General features: G+C 53.5%; 15 protein-coding genes. 3 read left to right on the plus strand and 12 right to left on the minus strand.

What is annotated here, in order from left to right; translation table 11 throughout:
- The first annotated feature begins 114 nt into the window (after positions 1-114).
- Positions 115-1,995, plus strand: a complete 1,881-nt coding sequence (locus NST69_RS18490) for an LTA synthase family protein (RefSeq protein ID WP_342546794.1) — start codon at positions 115-117, stop codon at positions 1,993-1,995.
- Between the two features lie 88 nt (positions 1,996-2,083).
- Here NST69_RS18490 and NST69_RS18495 read toward each other — a convergent pair whose 3' ends face one another.
- Both NST69_RS18495 and NST69_RS18500 read right to left on the minus strand, forming a co-directional pair.
- Positions 2,084-2,959, minus strand: coding sequence for an alpha/beta hydrolase (locus NST69_RS18495; RefSeq protein ID WP_342546795.1), 876 nt, complete (start codon positions 2,957-2,959; stop codon positions 2,084-2,086).
- Between the two features lie 100 nt (positions 2,960-3,059).
- Positions 3,060-3,434, minus strand: a complete 375-nt coding sequence (locus NST69_RS18500) for a MerR family transcriptional regulator (protein ID WP_340951852.1) — start codon at positions 3,432-3,434, stop codon at positions 3,060-3,062.
- 137 nt (positions 3,435-3,571) lie between these two features.
- Between NST69_RS18500 and NST69_RS18505 the strand changes: the two genes are divergently transcribed.
- The gene (locus NST69_RS18505; protein ID WP_342546798.1) at positions 3,572-4,513 is read left to right on the plus strand and encodes an SDR family oxidoreductase; all 942 of its coding nucleotides are present in this window, start codon (positions 3,572-3,574) and stop codon (positions 4,511-4,513) included.
- An 88-nt stretch (positions 4,514-4,601) separates the two neighbouring features.
- Positions 4,602-5,399 carry a lipase family protein gene (locus NST69_RS18510; RefSeq protein WP_342546800.1) on the plus strand — a complete coding sequence of 266 codons (798 nt, stop codon included), beginning with the start codon at positions 4,602-4,604 and terminating at the stop codon, positions 5,397-5,399.
- Here the strand turns inward: NST69_RS18510 and NST69_RS18515 are convergent.
- From NST69_RS18515 to NST69_RS18560, 10 genes are all read right to left on the minus strand, one after another.
- A complete protein-coding gene (locus NST69_RS18515; protein WP_342546802.1) occupies positions 5,396-6,658 on the minus strand; it encodes an extracellular solute-binding protein in 1,263 nt (420 codons plus the stop codon). The two genes, NST69_RS18510 and NST69_RS18515, sit on opposite strands and share 4 nt — an antisense overlap.
- Before the next feature lie 250 nt (positions 6,659-6,908).
- On the minus strand, positions 6,909-8,570 hold the full coding sequence (locus tag NST69_RS18520) for a response regulator (RefSeq protein WP_342546803.1): 1,662 nt from the start codon (positions 8,568-8,570) through the stop codon (positions 6,909-6,911).
- 1 nt (position 8,571) lies between these two features.
- A complete protein-coding gene (locus NST69_RS18525) occupies positions 8,572-10,371 on the minus strand; it encodes a sensor histidine kinase (protein ID WP_342546804.1) in 1,800 nt (599 codons plus the stop codon).
- A gap of 103 nt (positions 10,372-10,474) precedes the next feature.
- Positions 10,475-11,287 carry a carbohydrate ABC transporter permease gene (locus NST69_RS18530; protein WP_342546806.1) on the minus strand — a complete coding sequence of 271 codons (813 nt, stop codon included), beginning with the start codon at positions 11,285-11,287 and terminating at the stop codon, positions 10,475-10,477.
- A gap of 15 nt (positions 11,288-11,302) precedes the next feature.
- Complete coding sequence (locus NST69_RS18535; RefSeq protein WP_342546808.1) at positions 11,303-12,229, minus strand: sugar ABC transporter permease; 927 nt, start codon at positions 12,227-12,229, stop codon at positions 11,303-11,305.
- 90 nt (positions 12,230-12,319) lie between these two features.
- Positions 12,320-13,630 (minus strand): ABC transporter substrate-binding protein, encoded by a 1,311-nt coding sequence (locus tag NST69_RS18540; RefSeq protein ID WP_342546810.1) that lies wholly within the window; start codon positions 13,628-13,630, stop codon positions 12,320-12,322.
- Positions 13,631-13,895: 265 nt separating this feature from the next.
- Positions 13,896-15,539 (minus strand): family 16 glycoside hydrolase, encoded by a 1,644-nt coding sequence (locus NST69_RS18545; RefSeq protein ID WP_342546811.1) that lies wholly within the window; start codon positions 15,537-15,539, stop codon positions 13,896-13,898.
- Positions 15,540-15,678: 139 nt separating this feature from the next.
- Entirely contained in the window at positions 15,679-17,448 is a 1,770-nt protein-coding gene (locus NST69_RS18550; RefSeq protein WP_342546812.1) for a sugar-binding domain-containing protein, read from the minus strand.
- A 168-nt stretch (positions 17,449-17,616) separates the two neighbouring features.
- Positions 17,617-18,555: a helix-turn-helix domain-containing protein gene (locus NST69_RS18555; RefSeq protein ID WP_209869708.1), complete on the minus strand. Its 939-nt coding sequence runs from the start codon at positions 18,553-18,555 to the stop codon at positions 17,617-17,619.
- Between the two features lie 20 nt (positions 18,556-18,575).
- The gene (locus NST69_RS18560; protein ID WP_342546814.1) at positions 18,576-19,301 is read right to left on the minus strand and encodes an MOSC domain-containing protein; all 726 of its coding nucleotides are present in this window, start codon (positions 19,299-19,301) and stop codon (positions 18,576-18,578) included.
- Between the last annotated feature and the right edge of the window lie 84 nt (positions 19,302-19,385).

Raw genomic sequence — 19,385 nt, forward strand, 5'->3', positions numbered from 1 at the left:
TGCGGCGAACTTTCACCTTTATTTTTCACCAAACTGCCCTTAAATACCGGTTGATTTTGAACTCGGCCCTGTAATAGAATTAATGGATTATATAGAAAAGGATGCGCATACGCAATGCCTTACAAGGAATCACGTTCGCTTCGAAAAAGGTCGATTCTGTTCTTCTCGCTGATCATGCTGGTGAAGAGTTATTTCGCCTGGTATTACTTATTCGAGGACGGTCCAACCTGGACCACCTGGCTGAAGGAAATCCCGTTCGTGCTGCTGCTGTTCTGCCTCATCGAATGGTTCGCCACCAAGCACAAGGTCGCCATCTATCTGATCGTCAATCTGCTCATTACTGTACTGTTCTTCTCTCTCATCGTCTATCATAATCATTTTGGTATGATTGCTACGTCTCAGGTCTTCGGACAGGTCAAACAGGTAGGCGCCGTCAAAAAAAGTATATTCGCCGTCGTGCATCCGCAATATATGCTTATCTTCGTAGACATCATTATTATCAGCCTGATCATGCTCAGACGCAAAAAAGCGCTCGCCTGGAAGCATTCCATGTCCCGGCCCAGCAACCGCAAGGCAGTGGCTATCCTGTTCTGCATCTCGCTTACGCTGTGCATGATGAATATCTTCCCCAATAAAGCCAGTATGAATGAGAATGTCAAGGCAGAGCAAATGGGCATTCTCAATTATGAAGCCTACGCCCTGCTGCGTGAACCCGCAGAGGAGCCTATGGACCCTGCGCAAATCTCCCAGGCCGGCATCGACATGACAAAGGGCATTCAGCAGAAGGCTAATCCGGTCTTGTTCGGGGCTGCCAAGGGTAAGAATCTGATCATCCTGCAGATGGAGTCGCTCCAGAACTTCCTGATCAATCTGTCCGTGGACGGAACCGAAATCACACCGAACCTGAATAAGCTGGCCGGCGGGAGCTACTATTTCCCCCGGTTCTTTCAGCAGGTAGGCCAGGGCAATACCTCGGATGCCGAATTCATCGTCAACACTTCCTTTTATGTGCCGCCGGACGGTCCGGCCACAGATAAGTATGCTCCGAAGGAGCTGCCGAGCCTGCCGAAGCTGCTGGAGGCACAGGGGTACGATACCGCGACTTTTCATACCAATAATGTAGAGTTCTGGAACCGCGGGGAGCTGTACAAGGCGCTGGGCTTCAATCAATATTACGACAAAACCTACTTCGGCGAAGAGGATGCCGTCTTCTATGGCTCCTCGGATGAAGTCCTGTACAGAAAGACCTCTGCGGAGCTTGCGCAGATGGATCAGCGTGAACAGCCCTTCTATGCCCATGTCATCTCGATGTCGTCGCATAATCCGTTCTCGATCCCGGAGAGCAAATACAAGATGACCTTGCCGGAACGGTACGAAGGGACGCTGGTCGGTGACTATATCCGGGCTGAGAACTATGCGGATTATGCGCTGGGCCAATTCATAGAAGAGCTTAAGAGCAGCGGTGTGTGGGATAACAGCATAGTGGTCCTTTACGGCGATCACCGGGGTCTTCCTATATTCTCGCTAAAAGAGGCAGACAAGGTCCTGCTGGAGGAGATTCTGGACCATGAATATAATGAGCGTGATCTGATTAATATACCGCTGATCATCTCAGCCACAGGCATTACCACACCGGCACTGAAGGAGCAGTTAGGCGGCCAGGTGGATATTTTGCCGACCGTTGCCAATCTGCTCGGGGTTCCGCTGGACTATCATATCCACTTCGGACAGGATCTGCTTAACCAGACCGCGTACAACCTGCTGCCGCAGCGCTATTATCTGCCTACGGGTTCCTTCGTTAATAATGAAGAGCTGTTCCTGTCAGGCAGCGGGTTCGAGGACGGCCAGCATTACACCCTGTCCGGTGACGGCACGGATCTGCTTCAATCGACAGAGGATGAATTCACCCGGGCGCTGGAGCTGCTCCGCATGTCCGACAGTTATGTGACTCAGCTGCCTGACCGGGTAGTTGAAGATCCGCCGGAGGGCGAATAAGAACTGAAAATAGGCACCATCCTGCACACAGCAAAGCCCGGTTCGGAGTCCTGTCTCTGAACCGGGCTTCTTTATATGCTTGGTAGGGTTAGAACTGCTTGTCCAGAAAATCCCGCACAGCCTGACCCGCCTGAAGCGGAAGCTGCATCCAGACATACGCATGAAGCGAATCCGGGATCAGCGCAATTTCATAGCTGTCCAGCAGCTCTGCGAAGGCATTCAGACTGCTGCGGACCCGTTCATCGTTCCATTCCGCTTCGCTGGGCAGGAATAGGACCGGGCATTGTATTGTCTGATAATAGTGTTCAAAAGACAGCTCCCAATACTTCACTATGTATTCGATTCTGACACGGTTCGGATAACAATAGATATACTTGCCGTCTGGATGCTGCTCCAGACTATGCGTATAGAACGCACAGAAATATTCATTCCACAGGCCCTCCGCAGTCAGCTCAGCCCGCTGCTGGGCTACATACGATTCAACGCTGTCATAGCACGGTTCCTTCCATTCCTCCAGTTCTGCCCGAAGCTGCACTTTCCTCTGCTCCACCGCTTCCGCCGTGCCGTCAAATATACCATATTCGCCAAATTCGTTATTCAGCGCACCTTCGCACACCAGAGATAATACAAGCTCCGGATAGGCTGCTGCCAGACTGACCGCTACCTGCGCCCCCATGGAGCTTCCTACTACGTGGCACTTGTCCACCTGCAAATGCCTCAGTAACTGATACATATCCTCTGCCATCTCGTCAATATGATAGCCAGTCTCCGGCTTGTCCGACCGGCCATGCCCCCGGAGATCCGGTGCAAGGATGCTGTAGTCCTGCTCCAGTTGCGGGAGAACTCCATCCCACATATGCAGGTTTCCGCCGCTGAAATGAAGCAACAGGATGACAGGCTTGTCTTTTAAAGAATACTTAGCATTAATGCTTATCTCCCCAAGCAGGATACGTTCCTCGACCATTTCGATTGCTCCTTTGATTCCAACACACACTTTCGTTGCGTCATATTCTGAATTACATACATTGGTTAATCGGTTAGAGATAACTCTAACTGTCCAGCCCCTAAATCTCCCGCAGCAAGTCCATATTATGGGTCTCGTACATAGCCACCTTCAGATCAATAATATTCAGACTTTTCTTCAGTTCCTCCATCTGCCGCAGCACTTCCTTCCGGTGTGCAATCATCATCCCGCGCCGCGTTTCCCTGGTGCTGTCGCCTTCTATTACCAGATCAATATACCTTTTGATCTCTTTAATGGGCATACCGGTGTTTTTCAGGCAGCAGATGACTTTAACCAAAAGCAGATCCCCCTCCGAGAAGGTCCGGTTCCCCGCCTCATTGCGTCCGACAAAGGGCATCAGCCCTTCCTTATCATAAAAGCGGAGCGTATGTGCTGTTACCTCACAAATCGCCGCTACCTCATTAATACTGTACATCAGCTTTTCACCTCACCATGGGTTTTTGAAAGTGGCTTGACTTCGATAAATCTCTAAGTATTAGCATGGAGTATAACAAACCGCGGGTCAACTATGTATTAATGCACCTGGCGGACAAACAAAGGAGAGAGCATAAAATGGACAAATTCCCCAGATGGACAGCTGCCCAGATTCCTTCCCAGCAGGGGCGTTCGGCCGTTGTTACCGGTACAGGCGGACTCGGCTACGAAACCGCGCTTGAACTGGCGCGGCACGGGGCAGAGGTTATCCTGGCGGGCCGGAATGCAGCGAAGGGAGCTGAAGCGGTTAAAAGGATCTCCGCAAGCGTTCCTTCAGCCAACATACGTTTTGAGGTGCTGGATCTTGCCAGTCTGGCTTCTGTGCAGGCATTCGGCACAAGAATGAATACTCAGCGGCGCAGTCTTGATCTCCTGATTAACAATGCTGGCGTCATGACTCCACCTGTACGCCAAGTCACCGCAGACGGGTTCGAGCTGCAATTCGGTACGAATTACCTTGGACACTTCGCGCTCACTGCGTACCTGATGCCCTTGCTGCGCCAAGCAAAGGAGCCCCGGGTGGTCAGTCTAAGCAGTATTGCCCACCGGAGTGGCTCCATTCATTTTGACGACCTGCAATTTGAACGCCGTTATCATGCCGGGCAGTCTTACGCCCAATCCAAAATAGCGATGATTATGTTCGCTCTTGAGCTGCAGCGCCGCAGTGACCTGGGCGGATGGAACCTGCTGAGCCTACCGGTTCACCCGGGGATATCACGTACGGACCTGCTGCTGAATGGGGCAGGACCAAACAGCGCTCCCGGCATTCTCCGCAGACTGCTTGGGCCAATCTTGTTCCAGCCGGCGGCCCAAGGCGCACTTCCTGCACTGTTTGCCGCCACATCACCGGAGGCCAAGGCGGGAATCTATTACGGTCCCGGCAGATTCTCTGAAACCAGAGGCTTACCAAAGCCTGGCAAGATGGCTCCGCAAGCACTGGACCGGGCTGCCGCATCCAGGCTGTGGGAGGTCTCACGACAGCTGACACAGGTGGATTTCGAGGCCATTGTGAGTGGCTGACGTTTCTCTTAAGCCAGGTCTCGCTGCCCGCTAGGCACCAATCCCGCCTTCCCATCATACACAGATATAAAGAAAGGCGGGATGCAGAATGAGTACCATGACAGGTGAGGCGGAATGGGCGATTTTTCTGGCGGCTGTCTGCGGACAGACCTATACCCAATTTGCCAATGCGGAGGGTGCGTTCGTGGTACCGGCGGACTTCTCGGCCGTGCATAGCTTCCAGGCGAAATCGATGGGGAATGTGTGGGAGCTGTTCGGCTTCATTCTGGAATCACCGCAGGAGATCATTATTGCCTGGCGCGGAAGCATCTCCACCAATGACTGGCTCTCGAACATGAATGCCGCGCAAAAGAAATTTAAATACATCCAGGAACCCTGCATGACCCATCGGGGGTTCACCGATATCTATGCATCCGCTCGGGATGCCATTCTCTCCGTGCTTGGCACTCTGTCTCCGGAGAAGACGCTATATGTAACAGGCCATAGCCTTGGCGGGGCACTGGCTACTCTATGTGCGCTGGATGTTGCTGCCAACTCCGCCTTCACCACCCCCCGGCTGTATACTTACGGGTCTCCGCGTGTAGGCGACCCGGATTTTGCCAACGCCTTCAGCCGGTATGTGCGCAGCAGCTACCGCTATGCCAATCTTTTTGACGTCACTACGTATGTTCCGCCAACCGTCTACAAGCTGCCTAAGCAGAAGACCAAATACTATTACACCCATGTCCAGACCCTTAAGTCCCTATCCTTCCAGAATGGCAGCCCTGAGCTGAATCATGTCATCCGTAGTTATTTCGCTGTGCTGAGGAAGACACGGCCCGACTTCACCACAGCTCTGTGCACCGCGAACCCTGGGTTCTGTCCGGTCCCGGAGCTGGTCACCTAGTTTGCCAGAATCTGATTCAGACTCTCCTCCAGCCGCTTAAGTCCCGCTTCGGGCTGTATCCGGTTGCGCACGATATGCTGCAGTTCCTCGGACATTGCAGTGAACAGAGCTGCATATTTATCCGTCTGCGGGGCGAATTTGACCTGATCTTTTGCTTGAATAAACCGCTCCCGGTAAGGCAGCTCCCGGTACATCCGGCTCTGTTCAACAGTAGAGTTCGCCGGAACATGCCCCGCCTCGCCCCAGATCATTCCGCCCACCTCCGAGAAGTATTTCATGAAGTCCAGGGCACCTGCCTGCTTCTCCACGGTGGTATAGGCCGGAATCACCAGGGTGTGGGAGCTTCCCCAATGGTCTGCGCTGCCGAAGATCGGCGGAAGAGGCATAATCCCGATATCCAGCGCCTTATTGTCCAGATGATGGCCTGCTTCCCATACTCCGCCGAACCATAGGCCCGCCTGCCCTTTGTCAAAAGAATCCCAAGGCGTATTATCGCTTAAATCGCTTAATCCCTCGTCAAACAGCCGCTGATAGAAGCTAAGCACCTCTACGGACTTCTCATTATAGATGGCTGCCCGCTTGCCGTCCCGGCTGAGCAGCTCTCCACCCGCCTGATAATACAGATCGAGGAAGGATTCCTGGAAATAGGGGGTGTTCACCGCCATAGGCTGTACAGCCGGTACCCGCGCAGCAATCTGCCGCAGCAGGCGGATGAATCCCTCCGGTGTAGTCTCTTCCAGCAGCGGTGTTCCGTCAGCAGATAATACACCGGCCTTGGCCAGGATTGCTTTGTTATAGTAGAGCATATGGAAATGGGTATCCAGAGGCACTGCATAGTATTGCCCGGCATAGCTGACGCTCTGAAGGTTCTGCTCCCCGATCTGATTGAACTGGAATCCGCCCTGCTGTGCAAGAGCATTGAGCGGAATGATTTGCTGCGCTTTGATGAACGGAGACAGCCGGTCAGCATGGATGACCGCCACATCCGGCCCCTTGCCGAAGGACAGAGCAGTGCGGAGTCTCGCATAATATTCGTTCGATTCCAGTCTGAACTGCTTGACGAACACTTCACTCTGGGAAGCATTATAGTCATGGATGATCCGCTCTACGAATTCGCCCTCTCCCCCTCCGAACGGATTCCAGAAGGAGATCGTCACAGCCGTGCTGCGCTCCGGCGGCTCCGTATGCCTGGAAGAGAAATCCGCGCAGCCCGTGAACAGCAGCAGACACAGCAGCAGAACAGGCAGGATCAGCTTCATCTTTCTCCTCCTCCTTGAAACATAAATCAATCTAACGGACGAATAATGCAAGAGTTATGCTCCTTAATTGTTCGTTCGGGCATCATTCTGCGAATTCAGGTGTACTTGTGCTCTTCACCAACATTACTTAGCACCACCAGAGGGACAAATCCCTTTCACTTCACTTAACTGGCTCACCCTGACTCTACTTTCCTGTACATGCTACCTAAATATTGTAAGCGTTTGCAATAAGTTCCGCCTCGAGGCTCCCTTACCGCTCCTTGCGGACCAGCGCGCGGTACTCGGAGGGAGATACGCCTGTGATTTTCTTGAATACCTTGGAGAAATACTTCGGGTCCTGGATGCCGACCAGACTGCCTATGTCGCCAGCCTTCAATTCGCCGGTCAGCAAGGTCTTCGCCTTCTCAATGCGGATGCGGGTCAGATACTCCAGGAAGCTCTCCCCGACTTCTTTGCGGAACAGATTGGCGAAGTAGTTCTTGCTCAGATGGACCAGCCCGCTGATCGACTGCAGGGTAATCTCCTGGTGATAATACTGCCGGATATACTGAGTCGCCTTAATAATACTGTTACGGTCGCTATTATACATCTCTTTCATATGTGCAACAAGCGCCTGGAAGGCCTGCAGGAACCACTCGCGGCTCTCTTCCAGCGTCTCCAGCTTGGACAGCTCGTCAAAGTACTGCTTCTTCAGCTCAAGCACCTGCTCTGCATCCTTCGACACATCCGGCCACAGAGTGGTTAGAATCATCAACAGCTCCAGTGAAATAATCTGCACCAGCTCCGCATCCCTGCGCACAGCCAGCTGACCAAACAGCTGCTCCAGATATTCTTCCAGCTCCCGCGACTGAAAAGCATAGACCATCGACTGAATCTGATGGCTGCTAATCTGGAGCGATGGCGCTAGTGTAGTCCCTGACTGTGTCATTTGATGCTGCGCTGTGTCAGGCTGTGCAGCGTCAGACTGCGGCCCTTGTGCCAGCAGTTCACCGCTACCGTGAACCAGCACACGCCCCGTTCCCATGAACAGCTTCATCCTTGCAGCGCCTGCGGCCTGGACATACGCATTTTTCAAATCCGCCCACTCCCTGACTTCTCCGCTAATGCCAATCGTTACAGTCCAGCCGTATTGTCTGGATAGCCGGAGAATCAACTGTTCACTGGAGCTGAGTAAGCGGTCCATAATCGCAGCCTTACCGGTCCGTACCATTACCTCTGAGGTTACAATTACATGCAGTACACCTTGTCTGTCACGAACCAGCTCATAGCCGAGAAAAGGATCGTTAAGACCTATCTCTTCTAGCAGGCTGCGGATTACCGCTGCTCCCTGCCCATACTCCGGCTCTGCTCTGCCCCCCGGCAGAATTTGCAGCACATAAAGCGGCCGCTTCTCCGCAAGCCCTGCCCGCGCAAGTGTATCGTGTTCGATTCTGCCTTGAACCGCCCGAAGCTCCAGCAGCTCGATCAGGAGTTTCTCCTTATGCACCGGCGCAATTTGAGCTGGCGCAGACTTTTGCTCCCAAGGCTTCTGCGCCCCTTCGAGGCTGTCCTTCAGCTTAAGCAGTACCTGCTCGAAGTCGCGCGGCATCATATCCGACTTGATGATATAGTCGGAGACATTTTGCTTAATCGCTTCCTTGGCATACTGGAAGTCCTCCAGATTGCTGAGGATAACAATCTTTAGGTCCAGAGAAAGCTTGCGCACCTCGGCAATCAGCTCAATGCCGTCCATGACGGGCATTTTGATATCCGTAATCAGGATGTCGGGCAGTCCGGTTGCCATCAGCTCCAGCGCCTCCCGGCCGTTCCCGGCCTCCCCGGTGACCTCCATCCCGATGGCTTCCCATTCAATCATCGACCGGATGCCATATCTCACGATAAATTCATCTTCTACGATAATGACCCGGTACATATCAGTGGTTCCCCCTTGTGTCGTCTGTGATAAGCGGCAGCTTGATCCGGATAGACGTCCCTTTTCCCGGTTCACTGCGCAGGTCCAGCCCGTACATTTTGCCGCAAATGAGCTTGATCCGCTCGTCCACATTCGCCAGCCCGATGCCTCCCGGCTTCTCCTCCTCCCGCGCCTGCCCATCCAGCAGACTACTGGCCTGCACAGGGTCCATGCCCTTGCCGTTGTCAGTGACCTCGAACCACAGCAGGTTGCCCGGTGCCTTGGTGCAGGAGATACGGAGCATACCGCCGGACTCCATCTCCCCAAAAGCATGGATGATCGCATTCTCGACAATGGGCTGGAGAATCAACTTCGGCGTACGCAGGCGGCGGACGTCTTCATCCATCTCAATGATAGTGTCAATCTTGAAGTTGAACCGGAACTTCTGTATGCCCAGATAACACTGTACATGCTCGATCTCTTCCTCCACCGTCACCGTCTCTTCCCCCCGGCCCAGGCTGATCCGCAAGAGACGCGATAATAAGCTGACCATCTCCGCCGCGTTATTGGCCTTCTGAATGAGCGCCGTCCATTTAATAATATCCAGCGTGTTGTATAGAAAATGCGGGTTAATCTGCGCCTGCAGCGCCTTGAGTTCAGCCATCCGTTTCCGGTCCTGCTCCAGATATACCGCTTTCAGGAGTCCGTCGATCTGCACGACCATTGCGTTGAAGTTGTCGCCGAGAATATCGATTTCATCATGCCGGCTTTTGGCCTTGTAGCGGACGCTGAGCTCGCCGGACATCACCTGCCGCATCAGCCGGATCATTTTCAGAATCGGGTTCGTAATCGAGTTCGCCAGCACCAGCGCGGCAATGACCGAGAAGATGATGCAGAGCAGCCCGACGAAGATGAAAATCTGCAGCAGGCGGTTGGAATCCTGATACAGCGCCGCCTTGGAGATCACATTGACGACCACCCAGTCATTCGTATGCAGCTTCTTGGCATTCACGATCAGGCTGTCTCCCTTGTAGCCAAGCGGGAACCTCGTTTCCTCCTGTCCGGTACGCATGAGCTGCTCATACCCTGCCTGTCCCAGGACCTCGCTCACACTCCGGCCGATCAGCCCGCTGTCCGGGTACGAGACGAGCCTGCCTCCGCCGTCTATCACGAAGCTTTGCAGGTCACGGTTATTGCTGACCGCCTTCGAGACCAGCTCCTTAATCACATCCTCTCGGATATCCAGCACGGCAACAATCTTCAGGGGACTGTCATCGGATATTTTGTAGAGCTGCTTGGCGACTGAGAAAACATGGGTGCTCTGGGAATTGAGGCTGTCCACATAAGTGCCGTAGCGGGTCGGATACCAGCGGAAATTGCTGCCGCCCTTAAGAGTCGCAAGGAACGGCTCCACCTCGGCGGGCGTGCGCGTGCTCCAGCGGTAGATCCCTTTGATATAGTGCTTATCCGAGACGAAGGAGATGGACTGTACATCCTGATTAATTGCCACAATCGTGGACAGCTTCGTCGTCAGAGACAGACTATCCACATCATAGCTGGCCGGAGTGGTCCCATCAAGAGCCCGCAGCATTCCCACAATCTCATGATTGTTCAGCACCTGCATCAGCATATCCTTGTAGATGCCCAGGCGCGTATCGAGATTATCAGCGGTCTGATTGAGCAGATGCTCCGAATACTCGGTAGCCTTGTCGTTAAGGGTTGATTTCGAGATGGAAAAAGAAATAATCCCCATGACCACCAGCGGTGTCAAGGAGAAGAGAACAAGCAGCAGCATCCACTTATAGCGCATGCTGCTCTTCATTTGTATGATCCAGGATAGCAAGCGCAGCCGCAAGGACCTGGCAGAACTCTCAGGAGATGTACGCATGCTCTATATCCTTTCCCGTTATATGATCTGGTTCAGGCTAACCCTTGACCCCCGACATGGCTACGCCCTGAACAATCTGACGCTGGAGCAGAATGAAGACAATGATCGTCGGAATCGCCGCCAGGGCGCTGGCTGTCATAATGAGATTGAGCGACATATTATTATTCGACAAAAAGGTGGGCAGCCCTGCCGACAGGATCATATTCTCCTCCGAGGTAATCGCCAGATAAGGCCAGAGGAAATTGTTCCACGAGAGGATGAAAAAGAAGATCCCGACAGACACCATCGCCGAGCGCGTCAGCGGCAGGCAGATACTCCACCAGAGCCGGAAGCTGCGGCTGCCGTCGATTTGCGCGGCTTCAATATAATCCTTAGGCACGCCGTCCATGAACTGCTTCAGCAGCAGAATACCGATCGGGTTGGTCAGTCCCGGGAGGATAATGGCCCAGATATTATCGATCAGCTCCAGATGCAGCGCAGTCTCATAGAGCGGAATCAGAATAGCTTCTGTCGGAATCAGCAGGCCTGAGACAATGAGCACATAGAAGATGCCCCTTGTGCGGAACGGCAGCTTGGAGAACGAGAAGGCTGCCAGCGAGCTAAGCAGAATGGAGATCAGGGTAGTGAGTACGCCGATCAACAGACTGTTCCAGGTCCAGAGCAGAATCTGCGAATCTCTAATGACCTTGACATAGTTACCGGTATTCAGATCCGACCAATCCACCCAATCGGCCAGCGTATAGACATTCACTCCATCGGGCTTCAGGGAGGTGAGAAACATCCAGATCAGCGGAAAAACAAACAGCAGGGCAAGCACAATAGCCACAGTATTTAAAGCAAGCTTCTTCATGAATCTTCTCCTCTCCTATCCGTCCTTGCGGTCTGTAATTTTGAATTGAATCACGGCGATCAGCAGCATGATGAAGCAGAACACCATGGACTGCGCCGCAGCCATGCCGAACATATCCTTTTTGAACCCCGTGACATAGATATAGCGGATCATCGTATTCGTGGAATCGCCCGGACCGCCGCCGGTCATAATCTGTACCTGCCCGAACAGCTTGAGACAGTTAATAATCTGGTAAAAGATCTGGATCTTCATCACACTGGACAGTCCCGGCAGAGTAATGCTCCAGAACCGCTGCCACGCGTTCGCACCGTCAATCTTCGCCGCTTCATAATGGTCGGCCGGAATCTCCTGCAGACCTGCCAGGAACAGCACCATAACGAATCCGACGCTCCACCAGTCAGTCGCTATTGTAATTGCCCACCACACGAACCTGTGATCCGTAAGCCAGTTAATGTCCGCATTAATGCCAAGCATATGTAAGGCTGCATTGACCGGGCCGTTCTTCGCATCCAGCAGCCGCAGCCAGATGAAGCTGACTACAGAGACCGACAGGACATACGGCAGGAAGAACACTGAGCGGATCAGGGTTCGCAGCCAGATTCTCTGATTAATAATAAGGGCCAGCAGCAGGCCCAGGATGATGACCGTGGGCGCGCACAGCAGCACGAAATAGAATGAGTTCCACAGGTAAGCATAGAAATCTGAATTCTGCAGTATTTTTGCATAGTTCGCCAAAGCCACATACTTCTGCATCCCTTGAATGCCCCACACATGCAGACTCATCCAGGCTCCGCGGATCACCGGCCACAGATAGAACACCGTGAACGGGATCAGGAACGGGATCAGGTACAGAATAGCCTTCAGTTCAGTCAGCAGGTGTACAGGCTCTGCTCTGCGAAGAGCCGCAGCCGGCCTTTTCTCACTCAAGCTCCGCTCCATCATTATCTCTCTCCTTCAGTTGAAATGAATCATGAGCCGGATTGGGACTGACCTGCCTCTGGCAGTAGTTCATCCCAATCCAGTCAGATAAGGCTAGTTCTCCAGCACTTCGTTAATCTGTTTCTCCAGCTTAGCCAGGCCATCCTCCGGCGTCTCGCTGCCAAAAATTATGTTCTGCAGTCCTTCGGAAACGGTGGTGATAATCGTCGTATATTTATCGGTTGGCGGCGCGAACTTCACCGTCTTCTGCGCCTCGATGAATTCGCTGCGGTAAGGCAGACTTTTGTAGGCTTCACTCTCTGTAATCTTGCTGTTCGCCGGCACATGACCCGCCTGTCCCCAGATCTCCCCGCCCACTTCGGAGAAGTACTTCATGAACTTGGCTGCGGCTTCCTGCTTCTCCGGCGTCACGTAGGACGGGATGACCAGCGTATGGGAGCTGCCCCAGTGCGTCTGGCTGCCGAAGATCGGGGGCAGCGGCATAGCGCCGATGTGCAGCGATTCATCCCCCAGCAGCAGCCCTGCTTCCCATACCCCGCCGAACCAGAAGGCGGCTTTGCCGTTATGGAAGGTATCCCACGGCGTCTTGTCATTGAGATCGGCATATTTTTTATTGAAGACATCCATATAGAAGTTCAGCACATCCAGTGCCTGCGGGTTGTTAATGCTCGCCTTGGTCATTTCCGGGTTCAGCAGCTCGCCGCCCGCTTCATAATAGAGATTGAGGAACGGCTCCTGGAAATACGGGGTATTCACCGCCATCGCCTGGACATCCGGCACCTTGGCCTGAATCTCAGAGAGCGTCTTCTCGAAGCCTGCCGGGGTCATATCATCCAGCTTGGGCGTACCGTCCTCGTTCAGCAGATTGGCCTGCTTCAGAATGTCCTTGTTGTAGTAGAACATGTGGAAATGGGTATCCAGCGGAACCGCGTAAGGCTTACCGTCATAGGATACACTCTTGATATTGGAATCCGAAATCTGCTTCAGATCAAAGCCTGCCTTGGAGGCCAGCTCATCCACCGGCACAATCTGCTGGGCCTTCACGAACGGCGAGATCCGCTCCACGTGGGCTACCGCAACATCCGGGCCTTTGGAGGACGACAACGCTGTGCCGAGCTTCGCGTAATACTCGTTGGATTCAAGACGGAGCTGTTTGACCTTAACCTCCTGCTGCGAGTCATTGTAGCCCTTGATGATCTGGTCCACGAATTCCCCTTCCCCGCCGCCGAACATATTCCAGAAGGAGATCTCCACCGGACTGCCGCCTGCGCTCTCTGTTGCTGCGGGCCCGTTCGATGCCTTGGCCGCTCCGTTCTCTGTATTTCCGGAAGAGCATCCCTGCAGGACCAGCGCCAGTGTCAGCCCCGCCGTTACCATACTTGTTAAGCCTTGTTTCATCTTCATCTGTACAACCCTCTTCTCCGTAAAGTTTGTGCGAGGAAAGCCGTCACACTTTGATGTAAGGGCTTTCTTATCTATAACTCTACAGCGAACACCGCCGTGCTTGAACCGACAAACCGCCGTTCCTTGGTGAACAAACGACAGATGTAACCCGGCCGGAAGCCCTGGCAGGTAGACGATCTTACGCAGGGTGGAGAATCGACAGATCATGAACAGTCGTCTGCGCACGCAAAAAGGGACCTCTTGAGAGGCCCCCGTGAAATTCCAGTCAATTCACTGTAAAATTGTCAAAGCTGACACTGTTGCCGAAGCCGCCGCGAACACCTACTGTGCCTGAAGTAAAGACGGCATCATTCTTGTCAATCTTGGGCACCGTCATATCTCCCACATAAACCTTGATGTTTCCGTTATTGACCACAACTTTCATGTGGTACCAGGTGTTCACGGCAATAGGAGTATTTACGGTCTGGAGAGAGGTCCAGTTATTATTGAACCGTCCAAGCCACACCTCACCGGCAGAGTCAATCCCTGCTGCGTAACCCTTTTGCAGATCAGCCCCGGTCCCCGGCCTGGTCACATTGAAGAGAAGACTGGCCTGACCTGCATTATTCAGCCGGATGTCTCCCTCCAGCGTATAATTCATTTTGGAAGGATAAGGGGTTAACAGCGATTTGTCGGCATTCACTGAATTCAGGTTGTAGGTTCCGCCGCTTACCGCCCAAGTCCCAGCATAGCGGGCCCACCCGTTGTCATTTGCTGCAAAATCATTGCTGTACGTGCCGCTGAGCGTCCCGAACCGCACCTGGACATTATGCCCGCCGACACTCCGGTCCACCGAATTCACGAAGGCAATCTCATTCGCTCCCGTCTGGTACATCGCCGTCCACCATGAATTTCCGAATGCCGGAATATCATTGTCCACCCAGGTGTTCCCGTAATCGTTGCTCAGGGACAGCACGTTGGAATTGGAGCTGAGCAGGAGACGCCCGTCCGCCAAGGACAAGATGTATGGTCCGCCTTGCTGGTTCGTGGAGACCTGGGTGCCGATGCCGCTGGACCAGGTTTTGCCGTCAGCACTTTTTTTGGTGAAAATTCTGCAGCTCTGCGTCCCGCACACCTCAAAGGCTACAATATACTGCCCGTTCGCCATCTTGGTCCAGACCGGCATCCCCGGACGCGCGCCTGAATTGGAGGGGTCCCAGGCGACATAGATTTCATTCCCCCAGCTGGCTCCCCCGTTGGTAGAGATCTTCTGGGAGATGATCTGGCTGTACGACGGATTCTCCGTCACATGCTTCTCGCTTGCATACATTACGGCGACTGAGCCGTCATTCAGGAGCTGCATATGCGGCTCGTACACGCCTTTGTCGGGATTCCCGAGCGCGCCGGGAGCTCCGTTGTTCTCGTCGATGGTGCTGAGGAAGCTCCAGTTCGCGCCTCCATTCACGCTTTTATACACTCTGAGCTTGTACGATTCCTGCCAGCGAACAGACCGCATCGCCAGCAGAATCTCGCCATTCGCCAGCTGGATGAGCTGCCCGTTGTCCAGGTCACGCCCATCCTCCCATAGGGTGGACATCAGCGACCAGGTGCGGCAGTTGTCGGTGCTGCGGAAGACCTGCAGCCGGGTCCCGCCCCAGGAGACCTTGGTATAGCCGTTGTTGTCGTAGATGGCGGCGACGGCCAGCCAGTCTCCGTTCGCCAGCTTGATCATCCGCGCATATTCCGCGCCGAAGGTTCCGGGTCTTAAGCCCCGGGCATCGGGACCGGCATCGGTGAACGTGTTGATATTGGTAATGGTGGAGGAACTCCCCCACACCACCGGTCCATTCGCGGCAAACACCGGGATAGCGGCAAAAATCAGCAGCAGACACAGGGAAGCAGACAGCGAGGTAAACACTTTTTTTAACACATAAGCCCCTCCTCTTAATCTTGAATAGGTGTAGCCTGTTGAACGCACTTATATGTAAGTGCTTTCACCAAAGATTCTAAAGGGCTTCCCGTGGTCGTAGAACCGATAATTCACCGCTATTTAGGTCACAATGTTACGATTATTTCCTCGCCTGCCGGTTGATCTTACGAATCTCGTCCAGCGGAATCTTCGGTGTCCGGTCTGCCGTAAGTAGCCCATTCACTTCCTGCTGCACATCCGTAACCTGAGTATAGCAATAACCGCAGATGTAAGGTGTATCCTTGATCGCCTGCGTGATGCTGCGGAACCGTTCAATGAAGGCTTCCGTGCTGCTGACCTGCTCCCCATAGCCCCACCCCTCGCCGGTGTTGAAGGCAATGCCCCCGAATTCACTGACTATGACAGGCTGACCCCGGTATTCGTAGCCCTTGGCCATCGCGTATTTCCAGTTATTAAATGAGGAGCTGCCGCCAAGCACACTGTCGGAGTCTGCATACCGCGCAAACAGCGTTGCACCGCTCTCTTCATAATCATGCAGGGTAATAATATCGCTGATCGTATGCTCCCAGCCGTCATTGACAATCACCGGACGATCCGGGTCCATCGCCTTAGTAAGATGATAGATGCCCTCAGTGAACTGCTGCTGCCGCTTGTTCGTGTAGACCTGCGGAATACCCCAGGATTCGTTAAAAGGCACCCAGGTAATAACCGAGGGATGATTATACTGCTGCCGGACAATCTCTGTCCACTCCTTCGTGAACTGCTCCACAGCCTCATCATTGAACTCATAGGTGGCCGCCATCTCCGACCAGACCAGCAGTCCCTTCACATCACACCAGTACAGAAAGCGTGCATCCTCAATCTTCATATGCTTGCGTACCCCGTTGTAGCCCATCGCGAGAATCGCATCAATGTCAGCAATCAGCGCCTCCTCCGAAGGCGGGGTCAAATGGCTGTCCGGCCAATAGCCCTGGTCCAGAATCAGCTTCTGGTACACTGGCGTATTGTTGAGCAGCACCTTGCCTTGTTCGATGGAGATTTTGCGGAGTCCGAAGTAGGAGTAGACCTGGTCGATCATGTTGTCCCCTTCGTACAGAACGAACTCCACCTCATACAGCACCGGCGAAGCGGGCGACCAGGACTGGAGCTTCCACGGGCCATTCGCTTCATGGGTCAGCTCTACATCCAGCTGCTGCCAAGACCGGTCGATATGCAGCGAGACCTGCTTGAAGGTCTTCTCCTGCATGCTGATCCGGGTCTCCAGCCGGAGATTCGGGGCTGCCACCTGAGCCTCGTATTCAAAGCGGACCGAGCGGTTATCGAGATCCGGAGTGATTTTGACAGACTTAAGATACGAAGGGGATACATACTCCAGCCACACACTCTGCCAGATTCCCGTGGTCTGCACATAGAAGCACTCGAAATTCTCATCCACCCAACGCTGCTTGCCCCGTGGTTGTGTACAGCTCTGGCTATCCTCTGCCTTGACGGTCAGACGGTTCAGCGCTCCGGCACCTGTGTTCAGATAATCTGTGATATCCAGTGTAAAAGCCGCGTACCCGCCTTGGTGCCCCCCGGCATAGCTGCCGTTCACCCACACCTTCGCGATATGATCCACCGCCTGGAAATTCAGCAGCACCCGCTTGTTGCCCAAGGTGTCAGGTAGTTGTACCTCCCGCTCATACCATACATACGGATGGAACGTGGTCTCGCCGATTCCACTCGCCACCGTCTCATACGTGAACGGAACCTGAATCTTCAGATCGCCGTGCAGCTCCTCATGCCATCTCTCCCGCTCCCCCATGTTGTCATCGTCATACCGGAAATCCCATTCCCCGTTCAGGCTCTGCCAGGCGTCACGGACGAACTGCGGCCGCGGATAATCCTTGATATAGTGCCGGGTTGTCATTATAATGCGCACACTCCTTAATAACAATATTTTTGTTTTAATACAATAAATATGTATCAATTATTGCAGAATCCGCTGAAATGTCAATGGTGACGCCAAAAAGAACCTTCGCCGTAAGCAGCAGGTTCTTTTCCGAAAATAAAATCTTACATTCACCTTACTTCTAGACTAAGGCTCCACACTATAAAAAATCTTCATCACCAGATCCTGCTCATAATCGCCGAATTTTTTGCCGAACAGGTTCATACCGCCCTTGAAGACCGCATTCTCCTTCACGCCCAGCCGCAGATCCACGTGGTTCTGGCCGGTGAGGTTCAGCTGCTCCAGATTAACAGCAGATAGCTCCTGATGGTCGATAGTGCTGCGGGTATTATCTACGCTCCAGGTCTTGAGTGCGCCGAACTGGGTTCCCGTATCAATCCACCACGAGGGATTCAGCTTCCCGCGTCTGCCGCCGAAGTCGCCGGGCGAGGTCCAGGTTCCCACCTCCACCTGGTTAATCCACAGTGTGATATCCGAAGGCCAGTCATTCTCGTAATTCGGTGCCTCTGAGCAGATCTCCATGGAGAACTGAATCCGGTGAAGCACCGCTCCTTGTGGAATTTCCAGCGGATAGCGGTATTCGAGATACCCTTTGCGCAGCCAGAGCAGTTGGGCTTGTACCCTGTCCGGATGGAAAAATCCCGCCGGTGAATCCTCCGTTATAATCGGACCGTTCTCACTGACCATCCCGCAGGTAGGCGCCACTTCACAGGCTGTAAAATTGCCGATCGGCATGGAGATCTCATAGCAATATTCGCCTTGACCGGCTTGCAGGCGGCGCTGCGGGGCATTGATCGTGATCTTGATATCATCATAGATCCGGCTGCATACCTTCATCGCCCCGCGTGAAGCAGGCAGCAGCTCGGTCTCAATCAGCCCTGCCTGCTCCAGTACCTTCACGTTGGAGGCTGCCGTAGATACCGGAATTTCCAGCGCTTCAGCCAGCTCCGCTACATTCATTCTCCGGGTGTTAAGCAGCGCCAGCATTCTGAGCCTTAGCTCTGTAGAGAGCGCATGTGTCACCTTCACCAGCTCATCCGCATGCTCCATGGACAACTCCAGCATATCGTTCACCCCTGTCCAGCTTAGTTATCCAGCATATGAACCTGATCGCCCAGCCGAACTTCTCCCGTGCGGATTACAGAAGCATAGACGCCGAACTGCTGCTTAAGCTCTTTATATACTTGCTTCAGCAGCGAACTGTCCCGTTCCAGGGTATCCGGGTCTGTCGTAATCATTACGCAGCGCTCGCAATAGCTATCCACTTGCAGCACTGTACTGCCTATCGACAGACGGCGGCCGAGCCACTCTTCCTCCCCGAGCGAGTCCTCACTCACTTCCACGAGAAAGTTGCCGCGGAAGCGGCGCTGGTCAATTGGCTTGCCCCACATCGCCTCCAGCTTCTTCAAGCTCTTATCGGTCACCAGCAGAATACTTGCCCCATCTACCGATAATAGCTCCGGGTACTGCTCCTCCGGGTGTGGTGCCTTGAACGCAGACATCGTAATTTCGGTAGAGGTCAAACTCTGTATTTCGTCCAGCAGCTCCTGGTCCCAGCCGAACACCCGGCCATCCGCAGCCGTTACACGGATATCTTCCCCCGTATACTCCGCCATATAGGACATCATCTTCGGAATCTTCCGGGCAGTGATATACTGGGACCAGTCTTTTTTGGTCATATCATAAAAGGAACAATACCGGTCCCCCTCCACTCCGTAAGATACAACCTTACAGGCCTCCAGTGCCTCACCTGCAAAGGATTTTACCGGATAACGGTTAATCGATTTAATCTCCCCAACTGTAACTGACACGCCCCCACCTCTTCTGTCTATAGTCTGAAATTTCCTCCTTATTATACCATTATCGCTGCCTGTTTTGCGTAAGGCAAGAGCTGA

The organism is Paenibacillus sp. FSL P2-0089 (assembly GCF_038595095.1).
In the GTDB taxonomy this organism is placed as follows: Bacteria; Bacillota; Bacilli; order Paenibacillales; family Paenibacillaceae; genus Paenibacillus_AQ; species Paenibacillus_AQ silagei.